Annotated in this window: 18 protein-coding genes; 10 read left to right on the top strand and 8 right to left on the bottom strand. The window is 41.0% G+C overall.

The features are described from left to right. Positions 1-219 precede the first annotated feature (219 nt). Both V6W77_RS10495 and V6W77_RS10490 read left to right on the top strand, forming a co-directional pair. Complete coding sequence (locus tag V6W77_RS10495; RefSeq protein ID WP_334254592.1) at positions 220-984, top strand: Slam-dependent surface lipoprotein; 765 nt, start codon at positions 220-222, stop codon at positions 982-984. A 69-nt stretch (positions 985-1053) separates the two neighbouring features. Continuing rightward, positions 1054-2505, top strand: coding sequence for a porin family protein (locus V6W77_RS10490; protein WP_334254591.1), 1452 nt, complete (start codon positions 1054-1056; stop codon positions 2503-2505). 28 nt (positions 2506-2533) lie between these two features. Here V6W77_RS10490 and V6W77_RS10485 read toward each other — a convergent pair whose 3' ends face one another. From V6W77_RS10485 to V6W77_RS10465, 5 genes are all read right to left on the bottom strand, one after another. After that, positions 2534-2821, bottom strand: coding sequence for a type II toxin-antitoxin system RelE/ParE family toxin (locus tag V6W77_RS10485; protein ID WP_283386672.1), 288 nt, complete (start codon positions 2819-2821; stop codon positions 2534-2536). Then, entirely contained in the window at positions 2818-3012 is a 195-nt protein-coding gene (locus V6W77_RS10480; protein WP_283386671.1) for a hypothetical protein, read from the bottom strand. Before V6W77_RS10480 ends, V6W77_RS10485 begins: the two co-directional genes overlap by 4 nt. Before the next feature lie 70 nt (positions 3013-3082). Further along, positions 3083-5689 carry a DNA mismatch repair protein MutS gene (gene mutS, locus V6W77_RS10475; protein WP_334254590.1) on the bottom strand — a complete coding sequence of 869 codons (2607 nt, stop codon included), beginning with the start codon at positions 5687-5689 and terminating at the stop codon, positions 3083-3085. Between the two features lie 132 nt (positions 5690-5821). Further along, positions 5822-6418, bottom strand: coding sequence for a hypothetical protein (locus tag V6W77_RS10470; protein WP_334254589.1), 597 nt, complete (start codon positions 6416-6418; stop codon positions 5822-5824). A 13-nt stretch (positions 6419-6431) separates the two neighbouring features. Continuing rightward, entirely contained in the window at positions 6432-6950 is a 519-nt protein-coding gene (locus tag V6W77_RS10465) for a hypothetical protein (RefSeq protein WP_334254588.1), read from the bottom strand. A 110-nt stretch (positions 6951-7060) separates the two neighbouring features. Here V6W77_RS10465 and V6W77_RS10460 point away from each other — a divergent pair, with 110 nt between their 5' ends. The 5 genes from V6W77_RS10460 (at position 7061) to V6W77_RS10440 (ending at position 10218) form a co-directional block, all read left to right on the top strand. Continuing rightward, positions 7061-7429, top strand: coding sequence for a helix-turn-helix domain-containing protein (locus V6W77_RS10460; RefSeq protein WP_188157185.1), 369 nt, complete (start codon positions 7061-7063; stop codon positions 7427-7429). Between the two features lie 122 nt (positions 7430-7551). Next, entirely contained in the window at positions 7552-8115 is a 564-nt protein-coding gene (locus V6W77_RS10455) for a DUF5358 domain-containing protein (protein WP_283386667.1), read from the top strand. Positions 8116-8296: 181 nt separating this feature from the next. Further along, the gene (locus tag V6W77_RS10450; protein ID WP_334254587.1) at positions 8297-8851 is read left to right on the top strand and encodes a ComEA family DNA-binding protein; all 555 of its coding nucleotides are present in this window, start codon (positions 8297-8299) and stop codon (positions 8849-8851) included. A 144-nt stretch (positions 8852-8995) separates the two neighbouring features. Beyond that, positions 8996-9625 carry a BamJ family beta-barrel-assembly machinery protein gene (bamJ, locus tag V6W77_RS10445; RefSeq protein WP_283386665.1) on the top strand — a complete coding sequence of 210 codons (630 nt, stop codon included), beginning with the start codon at positions 8996-8998 and terminating at the stop codon, positions 9623-9625. Between the two features lie 74 nt (positions 9626-9699). Further along, positions 9700-10218 (top strand): protein disulfide oxidoreductase, encoded by a 519-nt coding sequence (locus V6W77_RS10440; protein WP_334254586.1) that lies wholly within the window; start codon positions 9700-9702, stop codon positions 10216-10218. A gap of 79 nt (positions 10219-10297) precedes the next feature. Here the strand turns inward: V6W77_RS10440 and V6W77_RS10435 are convergent, their stop codons facing one another. After that, positions 10298-11710 (bottom strand): glucose/sorbosone family PQQ-dependent dehydrogenase, encoded by a 1413-nt coding sequence (locus tag V6W77_RS10435; RefSeq protein ID WP_334254585.1) that lies wholly within the window; start codon positions 11708-11710, stop codon positions 10298-10300. A gap of 166 nt (positions 11711-11876) precedes the next feature. Here V6W77_RS10435 and V6W77_RS10430 point away from each other — a divergent pair, with 166 nt between their 5' ends. Beyond that, positions 11877-12779, top strand: a complete 903-nt coding sequence (locus tag V6W77_RS10430; protein ID WP_334254584.1) for a LysR family transcriptional regulator — start codon at positions 11877-11879, stop codon at positions 12777-12779. 42 nt (positions 12780-12821) lie between these two features. On the opposite strand, the gene V6W77_RS10425 is transcribed toward V6W77_RS10430, so the two are convergent. After that, positions 12822-13886: an MFS transporter gene (locus V6W77_RS10425; RefSeq protein ID WP_334254583.1), complete on the bottom strand. Its 1065-nt coding sequence runs from the start codon at positions 13884-13886 to the stop codon at positions 12822-12824. Positions 13887-14077: 191 nt separating this feature from the next. Between V6W77_RS10425 and mnmE the strand changes: the two genes are divergently transcribed. Together mnmE and tilS are read left to right on the top strand one after the other, a co-directional pair. After that, a complete protein-coding gene (mnmE, locus tag V6W77_RS10420) occupies positions 14078-15436 on the top strand; it encodes a tRNA uridine-5-carboxymethylaminomethyl(34) synthesis GTPase MnmE (RefSeq protein ID WP_334254582.1) in 1359 nt (452 codons plus the stop codon). A gap of 1 nt (position 15437) precedes the next feature. Continuing rightward, on the top strand, positions 15438-16703 hold the full coding sequence (gene tilS / locus V6W77_RS10415) for a tRNA lysidine(34) synthetase TilS (protein WP_334254581.1): 1266 nt from the start codon (positions 15438-15440) through the stop codon (positions 16701-16703). Here tilS and xerD read toward each other — a convergent pair. Continuing rightward, the gene (xerD, locus tag V6W77_RS10410) at positions 16693-17586 is read right to left on the bottom strand and encodes a site-specific tyrosine recombinase XerD (protein ID WP_334254580.1); all 894 of its coding nucleotides are present in this window, start codon (positions 17584-17586) and stop codon (positions 16693-16695) included. The two genes, tilS and xerD, sit on opposite strands and share 11 nt — an antisense overlap. Positions 17587-17700: the final 114 nt, after the last annotated feature.

The raw sequence follows: 17700 nt of genomic DNA, 5'->3' as shown, positions 1-17700 counted from the left end.
GTTTGTGGAGAAGTCATTGATTAAAGAGAAAAAATGGCAAGAGATTGGGGAGATGGTGAAAGAGACTGTAAAACTTGTTAAGTAAGAAAAATTGCTCCGCTGGGGCAACGTTATTTTATCTATTTACAAATGAAAACAAATTCGTCATACTCCATTTGATGACTTATGCTAGCTCATCATAATCGTTTCTATTTCTTAACATAAAAAAGGAACATATCTATGAATCAAATCGTAAAATTTAGCTTAACGCTTCTTGCTGCTGGTGTAATTTCTGCTTGCGGTAGTTCAGGTGGTGGAAATAATAGTACTTCTCCTGCTGCAAATAATAATACAAATACTTCTGCTAATAAACCTGCACCTACCCAAACAACTCCAACTCAACCAACCCAAACAAACTCTTCTGATGATATGGGAACCGCTTTCCGTGTCAGTGATAGCAAAGAATTTGATATTGCAAAAGCAAACACCTATAAACAACAATTAATTGTTGATGGTAAAACATTCCCTGTTTCTTGGGGTAATATTGTTTCTGGTGGATTTACAAATCTTCAAAATAGCATAATTAACGGCGTAACTTATAAAAACTTTACTGTAAGCGGTGCCAAATTTACTAACGTGAAATTCGGACATATTGATGGTTATGTTTTTGCACAAGGTGATGTTACACCAAAATCTAATATTCCAACTACAGGTTCCGCAACTTATAATGTAGATGGTGTTTTTGTAGCAAATGGTCAAACATCAACCTCTCGAGATCACAAATTAAACGTTGATTTTGCTAACAAAACCATAAACGGTGATGTTGCTCCAAATGTAGCAGTAACAAACGCTAAAATTGATGGTAACGAATTTGATGGAAAAGCAGTCCATAACGGAAAATCAGCCGAGCTAGAAGGTCATTTCTATGGTTCAAATGCAAGCGAAATCGGTGGTGCTTATAGCTCATCAGACTTCTCCGGTGCATTTGGCGGTAAAAAACAATAATTTTTTTATTGATTTTTTTGAAAGGCTATTGAAAAATAGCCTTTTCTATTTCTTTTATAATACTTTACTATGAAAAAAATTATTCCTATTGCTTTCAGTTTAGCTGCACATTTTGCATTAGCTGATACCGCCCCAGCTCCAATTCAAGAGAAAATGGATAATCAGCGGATGCAACAAAATCAATCGTTTGAGACACCGGAACATAAAGTTGCTCAAGCTCAGCCCAAAGTGCAAAATAGCAATCAGACTATTTCAATTTCAAGCCAAGAACTCATTCAGCAGCCTGAGTTATTAAATTCAGCAATGCTGACGGCATTGGTAACAGGCAATACCGAAAACGTCCTCTTTTTATTGCCGATATACCAAAAACTCCCTACATCTAAGCAAAATCGTGAAATGATTACGTGGGCAAAGGCAACAGAGGCAAAATCAAATCAAGATTATACTCAATCTATTAAACTTTACCGAGAGTTGCTGGCAAGTTATCCGGAAAATCAGCCGATCCGAATGCAGCTTGCGGTGGCACTTTTTGAAAACCGTGAAAATGAAGCCGCAGAAGCACAATTTCATAAATTACAAGCGGATAAATTACCTATAAAAATTACAAATATCATCAATCATTATTTAGAAGCCATCAGTAAACAAGACAAATGGGTATTTCAAGGCGGCTTAACTTATTTAAATGATCCAAATATTAATAATGCTCCAGCTTCAGGCACAACTTACGGCAGATGGACAGCTCCGAAGAAAGAGTCTGCTCAAGGGATTGGGCTAAGTTTTGACGCTGCGAAAAAATGGTCTTGGGGAAATGGTTTCTTCCACGAGTTTCGCCTAAACGGTAATGGCAAATATTATTGGAATAATAAAAAATATAATGAATATTCGCTTAGAGAAAGTTTCGGATTAGGCTATCAAAGTGCGAAACAAAAAATCACGGTTTTACCTTTCTTAGAGCAAACTTGGTATGCGGGCGGTTCTACTCAAAGTCAAAGCACTAAGCGTTATTCAAATGCTGGTGGTGTTAATACTCGTTGGCAATACTGGATTACGCCACAATGGCAATCCTCAATAACGTATGAATATGCCGAGCAACGCTATACCCGCCGCCAGCACTTAGATGGAAATTATCATTTTGTTTCTCCGAGTATTTACTACCATCCAAGCAGCCAGCAATATTGGTTTGTTGGAGCGAACTTTAACCGCAATAGCACCAGAGATTTAGATGACAGCTTTATTCGTCGAGGTGTTTCACTAGGTTGGGGGCAAGAGTGGAAGAATGGGCTTTCAAGTCAATTAAGCGTGAGCTATGGTCGCAAGCAATATAGAGCACCAATGCCTATTTTCCAAATTACCCAGCGTAATAAAGAATACGGCGTACAAGCGAGTATCTGGCACAGAGCCGTGCATTTTAAAGGCATTACTCCTCGTTTAACCTGGCAATATAACAAAGTAAAAAGTAATCACACTTTTTATAGTTATGACAAAAACCGTGTGTATATTGAGTTTTCACATACGTTCTAAGCAAAATCGCCCTGTTCAAGGGCGATTTTTAATAGAAAGAGTAATTCATTCCTTTAGGCAGAAAGTCTTCAATCACAACAATATTATCTGCGACAATGAATTTTACCGAATGTCCATATTTTAAAGGATAAAGATGAAACTTTCCATCAGCATACGCTGACGCAACAAAACTCAATTTTTCAGCAAGACTTCTCATTGTTTCTAAAAATTTACTTGCTATTTCTTCATTTTGACTTTCAGAATAAATGTAATCCGCTTTATCTAACAATTTAAACTCTGCTTTTTTAGACCAGAAAACGGCATAATCTTGTTTCATTTACGATCTAACCCATTTTTTAAAACGTATTCAAGTTTTTCCATCACTTCATCGTGAGAAATCAGCTCAATCTCTCCGTTCATTATACCTTGCAAAAAACGTTGCTCTTCCGTTAAAGATTGTTCAAACATTGATAAGATCTTTTCTTGAAAAATCTTTTTTTGCTGGTTTTCTGTTGGATTTATTGGCATATCATTTTCCTTTTGCATTACTTACTGGATAAATTATGAGCTTTTTACAAATTGCCGTCAAATAAAACCTTTACCCCAACAACTTCTTCAACCGATAAAGTTCTTCTAACGCTTGTCTTGGCGTGAGTTCATCGGGTTGAATTGCTTTGAAGGCTTTTTCTAACTCGCTTTCTTCTGCGGCAAGCGGTTGAATTGCTTCATTTTTTTGCAAATCATCGGCGAAGTCCGCTGCAAAAAGCAAATCTGCTTGCGGGTGCTCGTTGGCTTGTTTGGTTTGGTGGGAAATTTCTTCTAAATGAGCTAAACGTTGTTTTGCCAATTGAATCACTTGCTTTGGTACACCGGCAAGAGCCGCCACCGCCAAGCCATAGCTTTTGCTTGCCGCCCCTTCTTGTACTGAATGCATAAAGGCGATGGTATCGTTGTGTTCTCTCGCATCTAAATGTACGTTTGCCACGCCTTTAAGCTGATTTGGTAGCCCTGTTAGCTCGAAATAATGGGTAGCGAATAGGGTTAAAGATTGCGTTTTCTTCGCCAACCATTCCGCACACGCCCACGCCAGCGATAAACCATCATAGGTGGAAGTACCACGCCCGATTTCATCAATCAGCACCAGACTATTTTCGGTAGCTTGGTGCAAAATATTCGCCATTTCGGTCATTTCCACCATAAAGGTTGAACGCCCGGAAGCCAAATCATCGCTTGCTCCAATACGAGTGAAAATACGATCAATCGGACCAATTTCCGCACTTTCTGCCGGCACAAAACTGCCGATATACGCCATCAAGGTAATCAGGGCGATTTGTCGCATATAAGTGCTTTTACCGCCCATATTCGGACCTGTTACAATCAACAAATGGCGTTGAGCATTCAGAAATACAGGGTTGGCAATAAACGGATCAGTTAGCACCTGCTCAACCACAGGGTGTCTGCCACCTTTGATATTTACCATTCTCGTTGGGCTAAAAGTCGGGCAAACGTAGTTTAAACTGTCTGCTCGTTCAGCAAGGTTAGTCAGTACATCAAGAGTTGAAAGTACCATTGCGGCAAGTTGTAACTCGCCTAATCGTGGCATCAAAATATCGAACAACTCATCATAAAGTTGCTTTTCAAGTGCGAGCGATGCCCCCTTCGCTTTTAATACCTTGTCTTCATAGGTTTTGAGTTCAGGAATAATATAGCGTTCGGCATTTTTCAGCGTTTGACGGCGAACGTAATGAATCGGGGCTTTATGAGCTTGCCCTTGACTGATTTGAATATAGTAGCCGTGTACTGCATTAAAGCCGATTTTCAGTGTATCAATGCCGGTGGTTTCACGCTCACGAATTTCCAAATTCTCTAAATATTGGGTTGCTCCATCTGAAAGCTCTCGCCATTCGTCTAGCTCCGCATTATAGCCTTCAGCAATCACACCTCCATCACGAATAAGCTGTGGCGGATTTTCAATAATCGCACGCTCAAGTAAATCAAGTAGCTCGCTGAAATCCGCTAATTGAGATAGCAATTTATCTAAACTAGCGGTCAAATTTTGGGAATTTTTTGCAATTTCGGGCAGTTGTGCCAAGGCGGTGCGTAAGCGTGTGAGATCACGAGGGCGAGCCGAACGTAACGCAACACGAGCTAAAATCCGTTCCATATCGCCAACTTGTTGAAGTAACGGTTGGAGATCGCCTACTCTATCGTGCTCAATAATAGCTGCAATGGTCTGTTGTCTTTCTTGCAGTTTGGCATAATCTCGAATGGGCTGATGAATCCAACGCTTGAGTAAACGGCTTCCCATTGGGGTAACGCATTTATCTAATACGGCAGCCAGCGTGTTTTCCGTGCCACCTGTGAGATTTTGCGTAAGCTCTAAATTACGGCGGGTTGCAGCATCTAATAACACCGTATCACTATGTTGAGCTAACTTAATAGAATTAATATGAGGCAATGCGGTACGCTGGGTTTCTTGTGCATAATGCAACACACAACCTGCAGCACAAAGAGCAACGATAGCCTTCTCTACTCCAAACCCCGCAAGACTTTGTGTGCCGAACTGGCGGTTTAATAATTGAATGGAAGTTACCAGCTCAAACTCCCACACAGGACGGCGACGTAAGCCTTTATAATTATTTAAAATGCCCGCAGCCGAGAAATCTTCCGCATACAGAATTTCCGCCGGTTGTAAACGTTGTAATTCTGCCGCCAACGCCTCTTTGTTCGGCAACTCGCTGATTAAAAACCGCCCAGAAGTCATATCCAATGAGGCTATCGCAAAAATACCTTTTTCCTCATAGACTGCTGCCACTAAATTATCTTGGCGTTCAGGTAACAATGCCTCATCGCTAACCGTTCCCGGTGTTACAATTCTCACTACTTTACGCTCAACAGGTCCTTTTGAGGTGGCTGGATCGCCCACCTGTTCGCAAATTGCCACACTCTCGCCCAATGCCACCAGCTTTGCTAAATACCCTTCTACTGCGTGATACGGCACCCCCGCCATTGGAATAGGCTCACCTGCCGATTGCCCACGTTTGGTCAGCGAGATATCCAACAACGCCGCCGCTCGTTTTGCATCATCATAAAATAGCTCATAGAAATCCCCCATTCGGTAAAATAGCAAAATATCCGGATTTTGAGCTTTGAGTTGCAAATATTGCACCATCATCGGCGTGTGAGTAGAAAGATCTTTCGTCATCGATTGTTTAAGTAGTTAGAAATCATTGCCGTTAGTTTAACAGATTAGGGGATCGGAAAAAACAAGCGGTAGTTTTTGTATAGAATTTTACAAATAAAAATGGGGAGTGCCTTTAAGGCAGTCCCCTAGTCATTACTGAATATTGTATTTTTTGATAACCTTACCAAAATAGCTTTTTTCTGCATTACAAAAAACCTGAATATTTCCGGTTTTTTCTTGAGATGCTCTCAATTTTCCCATTATAACCAAGCTAGTGTCAGTGCTTATTTTAGTTGCCTTTTCTTCATTATAGGAGCAACCATTTCTATCTGCATATTCCTTAAATTGACTATGTCTATCAGAGCTCTCTGTTCTGTAAATAGGATCTACGTCTTCCATAAAAGTACAGCTACTTCTGAGTACCTTGTAATACCCTTCATCTTTCCATATTTGATCGCATTGTTTCTGAGTTGCGTTTTTTGTAGTTTGTGTTGCTGATTTTGTATCGCTCACGCTTTCATTTTTATTATAAGAAGAACCAAAAACTACGAGTAATAAAAATAAGCCTATCCCTTTGAGTGTATTATTACCACCTTTCTTTTTAGAGCGAGGTGAAGAAGTAGCAGATTTTTGCTTTAAAGCATCATCTATCGTCTTTTGTCTTAATTTCTTAAACTGTCTTTCAGAGATATTTCCTTTATTGAATTGTTCCTCAAGGCGTTCAAGTTCTTTTGTTGGTGATTTTGCCATTTTAATTACCCTTTTATTCATTATCTTCAATACGTAAATTACCCGAACGCCATTTTTCTCCGTCCCAAGAAATAATGTCAGGCAAGCTTAGTGTTGTAGATAATCTCTTTTTACGTGATTGCCCATTTGGTTTAAACCAATAGTTAAGCACTGTGCCTACTCTCGGTATTAAAATAGTATTTCTATCATTTAGTGCTGGTTGCATAAAATAAGTGAGTAATCTTTCCGGTTCTTTTAAATAGGCTTTATATGCTCCATTATTTGATGGGTAAGGAGTTGAGGCAACTTGCCCCAGCCAAATTTCTTGCTCTCTTGTGATAAATGGAAGTTTATGGTGATTTTTAAAACGAGAAGCATAAGATTGCTCGCAAATACCACAATAAAGAATTTCACCTTCTTTGCGACTACCTTTAAGTTTTCCTATACCTAAATAAAGCCCTGTTTTCCACTTCCATTCATTATTTTCTAAAATATCATCTAATCTGAAAGGACCAAACCAATGAATTAGCGTAAATGGATGACTTTGATACATAAAAGTAAACCCTTAAATAAATAAAAACCATAATTTGTACTATAACCGATATTTTTAAAAGAGTAAAACAGTTACAAAATAGCAATAAAAGATAAATTAGGGCTTGAGTAATGTCGAAACTTTCAGTAACAGAAATAGATAGATTAGTAGGCAAACGAATTCAGCAAAAGCGAAAAGAGTTTGGATTCAGTGCTGCCGAATTATCTGAAAAAATAGGTATCGCTCAACAACAGCTTTCTCGCTATGAACGAGGAGAGAATAAAATCAATGTGGCTCATTTAGTCGAAATTGCCACTACTTTAAACACTGAAATTGGTTGGTTCTTTATTGATTGTATTTCGGATCTAAGTATAAATGATAAACAACAATTTGTTCCTATTTCCGAAGATAGTGTTCGCGTTAGATTAAATGCTCACTTAGATCGTTTAAGTGCAGATAAAAAACGTGGGCTTTTGGTGTTTCTTGAAACCGTATTATAAATATTCTAAATAATCCCTCTCAATCTTTGCACTTCACAAGCGGTGGTTTTTCGATAAAACTTTGCAATGGTAAGTCGTTATTTTTTTGCTAGAATACGCAAAATTTTTAATGGAAATGCATTATGTTTAAAAAAATAATATTACTTTCAACAGGCTTTTTGGCTGTTGCTTGCACATCAAATGAAACCATAAAAGAAGAAGCCTTTCCGGGTGAATTTGCGAATGCTGATTACGTATTGTCTGAAGCGGACGCTCAAAAATGGGTAGTCTTGAGTAATCAAGCGAAGCAGTGTATTTACCCGAACTTAACCCGCATTCAGCAGGAACATTTTTCTAAGGAAGATTCATATATTTTCTCACAATACGTGTTCTTCTATCCGCTTGAAGAGATTATCGGTGAGCAGTATGTCAAAATCATTCAAAACGACGAAAAATCAATGGGTTACGCTCAGCATTTGTTCAAGAAATTTAAAAATAACGAAGCGGTAGAAGAATTACCGAAAAAGCAGTGTGCCACCTTGCGTGCCAATGCGAAAAACGATCTGTCAGTAGTGAAAGGACAATATCAAAGCGGAATGGCAGAAGAGGCAAAAACAGAAACCAATAAAAATGGAGATAAAGTTGCCACTAACGACAACAAATTCTTCTTCGATATTATCAAATGGGGCAGTGCACTATTGCTCTAATGCTCTAATGCTCTAATGCTATTAATAAAGCAAGTGGTTATTTTTTAGTTTCAGTAAAAATAACCACTTGCTTTTTTGTCTTGCCGTTAATTACAAATTCAATGAACTTTATTAAATTAGTAAAGTCTTAAAATATAGTTTTTTTCAATAATTCACCCTCTTTTTTATTTAAGGATTTTAAATGAAACCATTAAAAACATTATTAGCATTAGGCGTTGCTATGGCAGTTTCAGTAACATCATTTGCTGAAACTAATACACAAACAGTGAACGCAAAAGCTGTAGCAGCTGAAGTTAAAGAAAATACGAAAGTAAAAGCGAAAGAAGTAAAAGAAAGTGTTGCAGAGAAAACGGAAGCAGTCAAAGCTAAAGCAAGTGCGGCAACAGAAAATGCAAAAGTGAAAGCAGAAGCGGCAAAAATGGCAACAACTGAAAAAGCGGCAACGGCACGTGAAACACTAAATTCAGCTAAAACCGCCACAACAGAAAAAGTTGCAGCAGTAAAAGCAACCGCAGCTGAAAAAACAGCTACGGTAAAAAAATCACAAAAAGTAAATATTAACAAAGCAAGCGAAGAAGAATTACAATCTTTAGCAGGCATTGGCGAAGCGAAAGCAAAAGCGATTGTAGAATATCGCAAAAAAGCGGGCAAAATTAAAAGTGCAGCGGAATTATCCAACATTCCGGGTATTGGCGAGGCAACCGTTGAGAAAGTTGCCCCATACTTAACCTTCTAATCTTTACAAGCGGTGGTTTTGTTGCAAAATTTTGCAAAAAATTAACCGCTTGTTTCTTTCTTATCTTGTATTTTCAATTTTTATCCCCATTTATCTACCCGTATTTATTTGATACATTATTCAATTAATTAAAAGGAACAACAAATGGCATTAGATTTCAATTCAGTTGCATTAGACTCAGTAGAAGCAAAAGGCGGTTACGGTATCGGTTTACAAATCGGTCAGCAACTTTTAGGCAGCGGTATGGATGTAAACGCAGAAGCGGTTGCCCGTGGGATTTACGATGTATTAAGCAACAACCAACCGGCTATCGACTTAAACGAAGTAACCGCGGCATTACAAGAATTAGGTCAGCGTGCGGAAGCCGCTCAAGCGGAAGCGTTTAAAGCAATTGATGCAGAAAACAAAGCCTTCCTAGAAGAGAACAAAAAAGCGAAAGGCGTTGTAGTAACCGAAAGTGGCTTGCAATATGAAATTTTAACCGAAGGCACAGGCGAAAAACCAACAGCAAGCTCAACCGTGCGTGTTCACTACACCGGTTCATTAATTGACGGCACAGTGTTCGACAGCTCAGTAAAACGTGGTCAGCCGGCAGAATTCCCTGTAAATGGCGTGATTCGTGGTTGGACAGAAGCATTACAATTAATGCCTGTTGGCTCAAAATGGCGTTTAACCATTCCTCAAGAACTTGCTTACGGTGAGCGTGGTGCAGGTGCGTCAATTCCGCCATTCGCCACCTTAATTTTTGAAGTGGAATTATTAGACATTCTATAATCCCCCAAACCACAAAGCCCTGTGAATTTCACTCACGGGGCTTTTTACCATTTTTATCTTGAAAAATATAACCGATGACTCAGAAAAAATCCCTTATCAGCCGATTTATCAAAAATATTTTCTTATACGGTGGCTTGTTTATCCTCATCAGCTTTGTAATGGATTGGTACAGAGCCCCTACTGCCCCGGTCGAATTTGAACAGAAAGTACAATATGATATTCAAAACCAACCGAAAATCATCGCCCAACTCAGCCATAAAAAACCAATGTTACTCTACTTTTGGGGAAGTTGGTGTCATTATTGCGAATTTGTTTCCCCCAATATTCAAGAACTCTCCGAGAACGGCACCGAAGTGCTAGGAGTCGCCTTAAAATCAGGCAATAATACTGAGGTACAAAGCTATCTCAATGAAAATGGCTACACCTTTGCCACTATTAATGACCCAACAGGGGAATTTTCTCAAGGCTGGGATATTCAAGCTACGCCGACCATTTTAATGATCAAAGACGGCAAAATTATCCATCACACCACCGGCTATACCAGCAACTTGAGCTTAAAACTCAGGCTCTGGTTGCTAGAGCTATTGTCCTAAAACAAAGCCCTGAACAGGAGAATGTTCAGGGCTTTTGTGTTGTAAATAATCACTAAAAACTGACCGCTTACCAACAGGTTTATTTGGCTTCAAACACCAAAATCGCACCAGAATTTTGCATTTGCATATTCTGTTTGCCGTCTAAACCGAGTGAAGCACCTTGAGTATCAGTCATCACATAGATTTTACTGCCGTCGTGATTAACTGTGACATTGCGGTAGCGGTTCGGGCTGGCGAAATGTTTGTAAAGCTCGCCTTGCACATCATCAACACTACTATTGAGCGGCATACGGTAAATTGCACCACTTTTCAGTCCGGAAACTAAAATCGAGTTTTGCCACGCTTTTACTTTGCCATCTTTCGGGTAGTAAGCAATACTGGACAGAGCCGCTGTCGGCCAGCAGAGATAGCTGGAATCCGGACAGTTGCCTTTGTCAAACATATTGTGTCCGTTGCGTACGGTAAAGAAAGTTTTGAGAGGGTTGCGGTAGTTTGCTTCCTGCACAAAATCGGTTTCTTTTTGAGCGACCATTTTATTGGGTGCCTCACCGCCGTGGGTTTCAAAAGTAGTATCGCCTATGGTTTGTGGTAACTCGCCACATTTTTCCGCTGTGGCATAACTGGTATAAATGTAGTTTTGGTTATCCGGATAGCCAGCAACGTGAGGCCAACCGTAATTAGCACCAGCTTCCAGTAAATTAACTTCATCATCCGAACCCGGCCCTTGCTCTTCTTGGAAGAGCTTATCACCAGCAAACACAATTCCTTGTGGATTGCGGTGTCCGTAAGTATAAATATGGCTCTTCACACCGTTTAACACAGGATTATCTTCCGGTACCGAACCATCCGTGTTGAAACGCAAGGTTTTTCCTTGGTATGCAGCCCAATCTTTGTTCGCCAGCTCTTCGGCTGTCGGTAAGCGTTGAGCACGATCCGCCATACAGGTTCGGTCGTATTGGTTTGCCCCTTGGTTGCCGATGGTGTAGTAGAGCTTGTTATCCGGCCCAAGCAACAAACGCCCACCTTGGTGATCGGTGTAAGACGCCAATTTATCCAGCACAATCTCCTCTTTTTCAACCTTGTCTGCTTTCGCATTTAAGGTCAATTTCACTATTTTAGTGTAAGCGTTGCTGTCTGCTGCTTTGTAAGCATAAGCTGCGTAAAGAATGTTATCGCCTTTGCCGGATAAGAAATTTTTATCCAATGCTAAGCCCAACAAACCTTGCTGAATACCGCCATTGACCACATTGTCAAAGTGGTGAATCACTTTCCGTTCCCCACTTTTCGCATCAATCATCGCAATATCTCCGCCGACTTGTGTAATCCAAAGCTGGCCATTACGGTCAATCTGCATATCCCATGGATCTTTCAACCCCTCAACCAACACTTTTGCCTCAAACGGCTCAGCTTGGTTCATATCAAACGATTTTTCCGCAAATGCAGCTGTGGCTGCTACCATTCCAATGCTCAGAGCAAGTAAGTTTTTTTTCATTTTGCTTTCCTAATAAGAATCTAAAACTGAGGATATTATAGGTTGATCAATTAGAGCGATAAATAACACAAACTCGGTTTATTTATCCGAAATTTCGGATAATAATACTGTAAGCGGTCGATTTTTGCTAAAATTTTGCAAAAAATTACCGCTTGTAGGGGGGGAAATGGCACTTGATAAATTAGAGGCAATGCAAGCGTTTTGCCGCATTATCGAAACAGGCAGCTTTACTCAGGCTGCCAACAAATTGGGGATAGCAACCACCACGCTTTCAGGGCAAATTCAGGGCTTGGAAAATCATCTAGGTGTGAAATTGCTCTACCGCACAACCCGCAAAGTATCTCCGACCGCCGACGGACTAGCATACTATCAACGGATTTTGCCACTACTATCGGAATTTGATGAAATTCATAATGACCTACAGGAGCAAGAGGAAGTTTGTGGCTTGCTGAATGTCGAAATGCCCTCGCCAGTAGCTGATTACCTAATTGTACCAAACTTGCCACAATTCACAGCAAAATACCCGAAATTACGTCTTGAAATCGGCAGTAGCGAACGGGTTGTTGATTTGACAAAAGAGAGAGTGGATTGTGCGATTCGTGGGGGAGTGGTGGCGGATGAGAATTTGGTGGCAAAGGAGATTGGGCAAATGCCATTCTGCCTGTGTGCCACGTCAGATTATCTGACAAACAATCCGCCGATTCTGTCATTGAACGATTTGCAACATCACCGCTATTTGTCGTTTAAATTTGCTGCAACTGGAAAGCAAAGTAAGATCTTACCGGTTGACCAACCACCATTTGAACCGCCATTTCAGCTCACATTTAACAATGCCCAAACCTACTATTTAGGTACACTTGCCGGTTTAGGCGTAGGCTATCTCCCCAAGGTTGCCGCCGAGCCTTATTTCTGTAGCGGACAACTACAACCTATCTTACCCGAACAAGCGTTTTATGCAATGCCGATGTATTTCGTCTATCCTTACTCAGGCTACACCCCCAAAAGGGTAAAGCTATTTTTGGCATGGCTGGAGGAGTTGATTTCTGAAAATCCGCTGTGGCAGAGATAAACTGCCTATTTTGGTAAAATTTTTACGAAAAACGACCGCTTGTTAAATCAAGAAAATCACTGGCACTAAATTCATTGTAATCATCGTGGTAATCGACAAAATCAGGCGGGACGAGCCAAAAATAAAGCCTCGGTTTTTGCCGTTATCAAATTTCACCAATAAATTCGCCATTGCGGTTAAAGCAAAGACTTCCACCACAGTAAAAATCACGGTGTAAATATAGGCGGCGGTTAAGGTGGCGACTTGAACAGCAATAAACCAAGGCAGAATAATTGCAACAGCAAGCAGAGGCGAAACCCAAATCAACTGCTTTTTCGTTAAATTAATCTTACGAGAAAACGAGGATTGCAGGCTTACGGTTAAAATCCCGTTGATAAATAAAGCTATCGGCGAATGTTCAGGGGCGTTCAGCACTTTATCAAACAAATACGGGAAAATAATAAAATAGGAAGATGCGACACTCAACGGCACAAACAGCATTAAGTGAGCGAACAAAAACTCTTTGCTGATGATTTCCTTAATTTGCGAGAAACGGAATTTCACTTTGCCTTGAATATTCTCCACCGCCGAAAACGGTTTTACCATAAAGACAAATAGCACCGCCTCCAAAATAAAACAACACCAAATCAGCGTTTCAATCAGATCATATTTAATAAACGGAATGATAATGAGCGGAGCGAGCATCGAAGACATACTCGTCACCTTTAAATATTTACCCTGCAAGCGGGTTTTAGAGGTATACTCATTGCCTGCCAACGCAAGCAAACATGCTCTTGCGTTCGTGCCAAACAAACAACTCCCCAGTCCGAAACAGGTGGTCGCCATCAGTAAAATCAAGTAATTATCGGCGGCTAAAAAAAGGACATAAGCCACCACATCCAACAAACAACCCAACAACATCATTTTCGCCAAGCCATAACGGTCGCCCCAAATGCCAGCAATAATCGCTAACGCTTGATTACAAAACATCAATAACGAAAGCGAAAAAGCAATTTGGGTGTTATCTAATCCTTTCCCTTTCAGATAGAAGAAAAAGACGCTCTGCATTGAAAAAAATGCGGTGGTGGAAATAAAACGGCGAGTGAGTAAGAGTTTTTCTAAAGACATTAAATGCGTATTGCGTTGTTTAAATAAAGAGCGGCTATTCTACTCCTTCGCCCGAATACGAGCAATCGCACACCGCCTTTTATTTTACCTTTAGGCTTGGTTTCGGTATTATAGCAATCATTACAAGCGGTCAGTTTTTCGTAAAAATTTACCAAAATCCAACCGCTTGCAACCCAATTTGAGGATAAAAAATGAAAGAAACCATTGTTGCCCAAGCCACACCAATCGGACGTGGCGGAGTCGGCATTTTAAGAGTATCCGGCCCCTTGGCGGAAACCGTTGCCGAGGCGGTATTAGGCAAAAAATTACAGCCCCGCTTGGCAAATTATCTGCCTTTCAAAGACGAAGACGGCACAGTGCTTGATCAAGGTATCGCCCTGTTTTTCAAAGCCCCAAACTCCTTTACCGGCGAAGATGTTTTGGAGCTGCAAGGCCACGGCGGACAAGTGATTTTAGATTTGTTGATGAAACGCATTCTACAAGTTGAAGGCATTCGCATTGCCCGTGCCGGGGAATTTTCCGAACAAGCCTTTTTGAACGATAAGCTTGATTTAGCCCAAGCTGAGGCAATTGCTGATTTAATTGATGCTACAAGCGAACAAGCGGCTCGTTCGGCGTTAAAATCGCTACAAGGTGAATTTTCCAATAAAGTGAATCAGTTGGTCGATTCGGTCATTTATCTCCGCACCTATGTGGAGGCAGCTATCGACTTTCCTGATGAAGAAATTGACTTTTTGGCAGACGGCAAAATTGAAGGCAAATTAAACGAAATCATCGCCCAATTAGACAGTGTTCGCCGTGAAGCTAAACAAGGCTCAATTCTGCGTGAAGGGATGAAAGTGGTAATTGCCGGCCGCCCAAATGCAGGAAAATCAAGCCTGCTCAACGCCTTAGCCGGACGTGAGGCTGCGATTGTGACTAACATTGCCGGCACGACCCGTGATGTGCTGCGTGAGCATATCCACATTGACGGAATGCCGCTACATATTATCGACACTGCCGGCTTGCGTGATGCCAGCGATGAAGTAGAACGCATTGGCATTCAACGGGCTTGGGACGAAATCGCCCAAGCTGACCACGTTTTATTAATGATTGACAGCACCGAGCAGCAAGCCGATCAGTTCCGCAGCGAGTGGGCAGAATTCTTGGCGAAACTACCGGCCAATATGCCGGTTACCGTGATTCGCAACAAAGTGGATTTATCCAGCGAGCCTGAAGGGCTGATTCAAGTGGACGATTTCACTATGATTCGCCTTTCTGCTCAAACCAAAGTCGGCGTGGACTTACTGCGTAACCACTTGAAAAAATCAATGGGCTACCAAAGCTCTACTGAAGGTGGATTCTTGGCTCGCCGCCGTCACTTGCAAGCGTTAGAAACCGCAGCCACCCACTTAGAGCGAGGCCACGTTCAACTTACTCAATTCTTTGCCGGCGAATTGCTAGCAGAAGAGCTGCGAATGGTGCAAAATGCGTTAAGCGAAATCACGGGGCAATTTACCTCCGATGATTTGCTCGGCAATATTTTCAGCTCATTTTGTATCGGTAAGTAAAATGGGATTACTCCACCACTTTCAAGCCCAATGCCAAACACACCTACCGGCCGCAAGCCAGTTTCTGGTAGGCTTAAGTGGTGGACTCGACTCCGTAGCACTACTTCATCTTTTCTCTCGCACGACTTTTAAAGTGCGAGCTATCTATATCCACCACGGCTTAAGCCCAAATGCTGACCATTGGGCAGAATTCTGCCAACAATATTGCAAGCGGTTAAATATTCCCTTTATTTTGCAAAAAGTAACTGTCGATGCATCAAACGGCATTGAAAACGGTGCAAGAGCCGCACGCTACCAAGCCTTTCAACAGCACCTAAACGCCAATGAGGTACTTGCCACTGCCCACCATTTAGACGATCAAGCAGAAACCTTCCTGCTCGCCTTAAAACGTGGCAGTGGCATTAAAGGCTTATCAGCAATGCAAGGGGTCAATGTTTTGCAAAATTTTACGCTTTTTCGACCGCTATTAGGTATCAGTAAAGCGGAATTAGTTGAATACGCAACTCAACACAAATTGGATTGGATTGAAGATGAAAGCAACGCAGATAGCCGATTCGACCGCAATTTCTTACGGAATGAAATCCTACCTAAACTCAATCAACGCTGGCAGCATTTCAATGAAATGGTAGCTCGTTCAGCTCAACATTGCCAAGTACAACAGGCGTTAATTGAAGAGTTGCTCAGCAATGAACTTAAGCAACGAATGGGCGAAAATCAGCAGTTATCCATCATTGGTTTTGAGGATTTTTCACCAGCAAAACAGCAACAACTGCTCCGTTTATGGTTGGAAAAAAATGGCGTGGCAATGCCAACCCAAGCACAACTACAAGCGGTCATTTTTGAGTTAATTTTTGCAAATGCAGATAAAAACCCACAACTTAAAATCGGCAATAAGGTAATCAGACGTTATCAGCAAGCCATTTTTATTACCGAAGAATTAGAGGCTATTCCCGCTTTTGAAATGGTTTTGAATACAGAAAGTGAAATGGAATTGCCTTATCAGCTCGGCACTATCATTCGCCACAAACAAGAAATCATTTACAAAAAAAAGGAACAAAATCACCGCTTGTTATTACCGAGTGGGCTTGCTGAGCAAGCTGTTTCTCTGACTATCGGAAAGCAAGGAAAAGTGAAATGCTACGGCAAGCCACATAGAGAAGAGATGAAAAAAATTTGGCAAAATCACGGTGTACCCATTTGGGAACGAGATCGCACACCGTTGATTTTCTGGCAAGATGAATGGATTGGCTGTTTAACTAACCTCTAGGGTGAAATTGCTGATGCAGCGATTTCAAGCGAGCTTTCGCCACTTGGGTGTAAATTTGGGTGGTAGATAAATCACTATGCCCAAGTAACATTTGTACCACACGCAAATCCGCACCGTGGTTCACTAAATGGGTGGCAAAAGCGTGTCGTAAAATATGTGGCGAGAGTTTACCGCTATCAATACCGGCAAGTGTAGCGTAGTGCTTAATGCGATGCCAAAATGTCTGTCGGGTCATCTGCTGCCCACGACGACTCGGAAACACCACATCCGACTGCTGATTATTCAACAAAATCGGACGACCATATTGGAAAAACTCCTGTATCCAATAATTCGCCTCTTCACCTAATGGCACAAGACGCTCTTTATCCCCTTTACCGATAATTCTCACCACGCCTTGCTTTAGGCTGATATTATCTGTGGAAAGCGAGACCAACTCTGTTACACGCAAACCCGTTGCATAAAGTAGCTCTAACATTGCTTTATCACGTAATTCGATTGGATCTAGCGTATTCGGCACATCAAGCAAATCTATTACCTGCTCTTCACTTAGCGATTTGGGTAAATGAGCCCCACGTTTTGGCGAAGTGAGCGTAAGCGTTGGATCATCTTTGCGATAATTCTCAAGACTTAAAAAACGAAAAAACTTACGTAAACAACTTAACATTCGGGCTGAACTGGTTGCTTTATAGCCTTGCTCTAAACGCTCGCCTAAAAAGCCTTGTAAGTCGATATGGTCAATAGATAGGAAAGCCTTTGGCTCAGAAAAATAATCAGAAAAACGCTCTAGATCAGAACGGTAAGAAGCTATAGTGTTTTCAGACAAACCGTGTTCTTGCCATAACGTATCAAGAAATTGTTCAATAATGGGATCAAGTTCAGCCATACAAGCGGTTATTTTTATTAGAAGTTTTACAAATTCTAGCAGAATTCACAGAGTATAAAAACGAAAAAACCGATTAGTTATACACTAATCGGTTATTAAATAAATTGGCGGAAC

It is taken from the genome of Mannheimia indoligenes, assembly GCF_036880405.1.
Lineage (GTDB): Bacteria > Pseudomonadota > Gammaproteobacteria > Enterobacterales > Pasteurellaceae > Mannheimia > Mannheimia indoligenes.
Note: the sequence above shows the minus strand (reverse complement) of the source record. Positions and strands in the feature narration are given on the sequence as shown.

What these genes read in the sequence shown, in the direction of transcription:
- V6W77_RS10495 (WP_334254592.1), top strand. Translation starts at nt 220, where the DNA reads ATGAATCAAATCGTAAAATTTAGCTTAACGCTTCTTGCTGCTGGTGTA.
- V6W77_RS10490 (WP_334254591.1), top strand. Translation starts at nt 1,054, where the DNA reads ATGAAAAAAATTATTCCTATTGCTTTCAGTTTAGCTGCACATTTTGCA.
- V6W77_RS10485 (WP_283386672.1), bottom strand. Translation starts at nt 2,821, where the DNA reads ATGAAACAAGATTATGCCGTTTTCTGGTCTAAAAAAGCAGAGTTTAAA.
- V6W77_RS10480 (WP_283386671.1), bottom strand. Translation starts at nt 3,012, where the DNA reads ATGCCAATAAATCCAACAGAAAACCAGCAAAAAAAGATTTTTCAAGAA.
- mutS (WP_334254590.1), bottom strand. Translation starts at nt 5,689, where the DNA reads ATGACGAAAGATCTTTCTACTCACACGCCGATGATGGTGCAATATTTG.
- V6W77_RS10470 (WP_334254589.1), bottom strand. Translation starts at nt 6,418, where the DNA reads ATGGCAAAATCACCAACAAAAGAACTTGAACGCCTTGAGGAACAATTC.
- V6W77_RS10465 (WP_334254588.1), bottom strand. Translation starts at nt 6,950, where the DNA reads ATGTATCAAAGTCATCCATTTACGCTAATTCATTGGTTTGGTCCTTTC.
- V6W77_RS10460 (WP_188157185.1), top strand. Translation starts at nt 7,061, where the DNA reads ATGTCGAAACTTTCAGTAACAGAAATAGATAGATTAGTAGGCAAACGA.
- V6W77_RS10455 (WP_283386667.1), top strand. Translation starts at nt 7,552, where the DNA reads ATGTTTAAAAAAATAATATTACTTTCAACAGGCTTTTTGGCTGTTGCT.
- V6W77_RS10450 (WP_334254587.1), top strand. Translation starts at nt 8,297, where the DNA reads ATGAAACCATTAAAAACATTATTAGCATTAGGCGTTGCTATGGCAGTT.
- bamJ (WP_283386665.1), top strand. Translation starts at nt 8,996, where the DNA reads ATGGCATTAGATTTCAATTCAGTTGCATTAGACTCAGTAGAAGCAAAA.
- V6W77_RS10440 (WP_334254586.1), top strand. Translation starts at nt 9,700, where the DNA reads ATGACTCAGAAAAAATCCCTTATCAGCCGATTTATCAAAAATATTTTC.
- V6W77_RS10435 (WP_334254585.1), bottom strand. Translation starts at nt 11,710, where the DNA reads ATGAAAAAAAACTTACTTGCTCTGAGCATTGGAATGGTAGCAGCCACA.
- V6W77_RS10430 (WP_334254584.1), top strand. Translation starts at nt 11,877, where the DNA reads ATGGCACTTGATAAATTAGAGGCAATGCAAGCGTTTTGCCGCATTATC.
- V6W77_RS10425 (WP_334254583.1), bottom strand. Translation starts at nt 13,886, where the DNA reads ATGTCTTTAGAAAAACTCTTACTCACTCGCCGTTTTATTTCCACCACC.
- mnmE (WP_334254582.1), top strand. Translation starts at nt 14,078, where the DNA reads ATGAAAGAAACCATTGTTGCCCAAGCCACACCAATCGGACGTGGCGGA.
- tilS (WP_334254581.1), top strand. Translation starts at nt 15,438, where the DNA reads ATGGGATTACTCCACCACTTTCAAGCCCAATGCCAAACACACCTACCG.
- xerD (WP_334254580.1), bottom strand. Translation starts at nt 17,586, where the DNA reads ATGGCTGAACTTGATCCCATTATTGAACAATTTCTTGATACGTTATGG.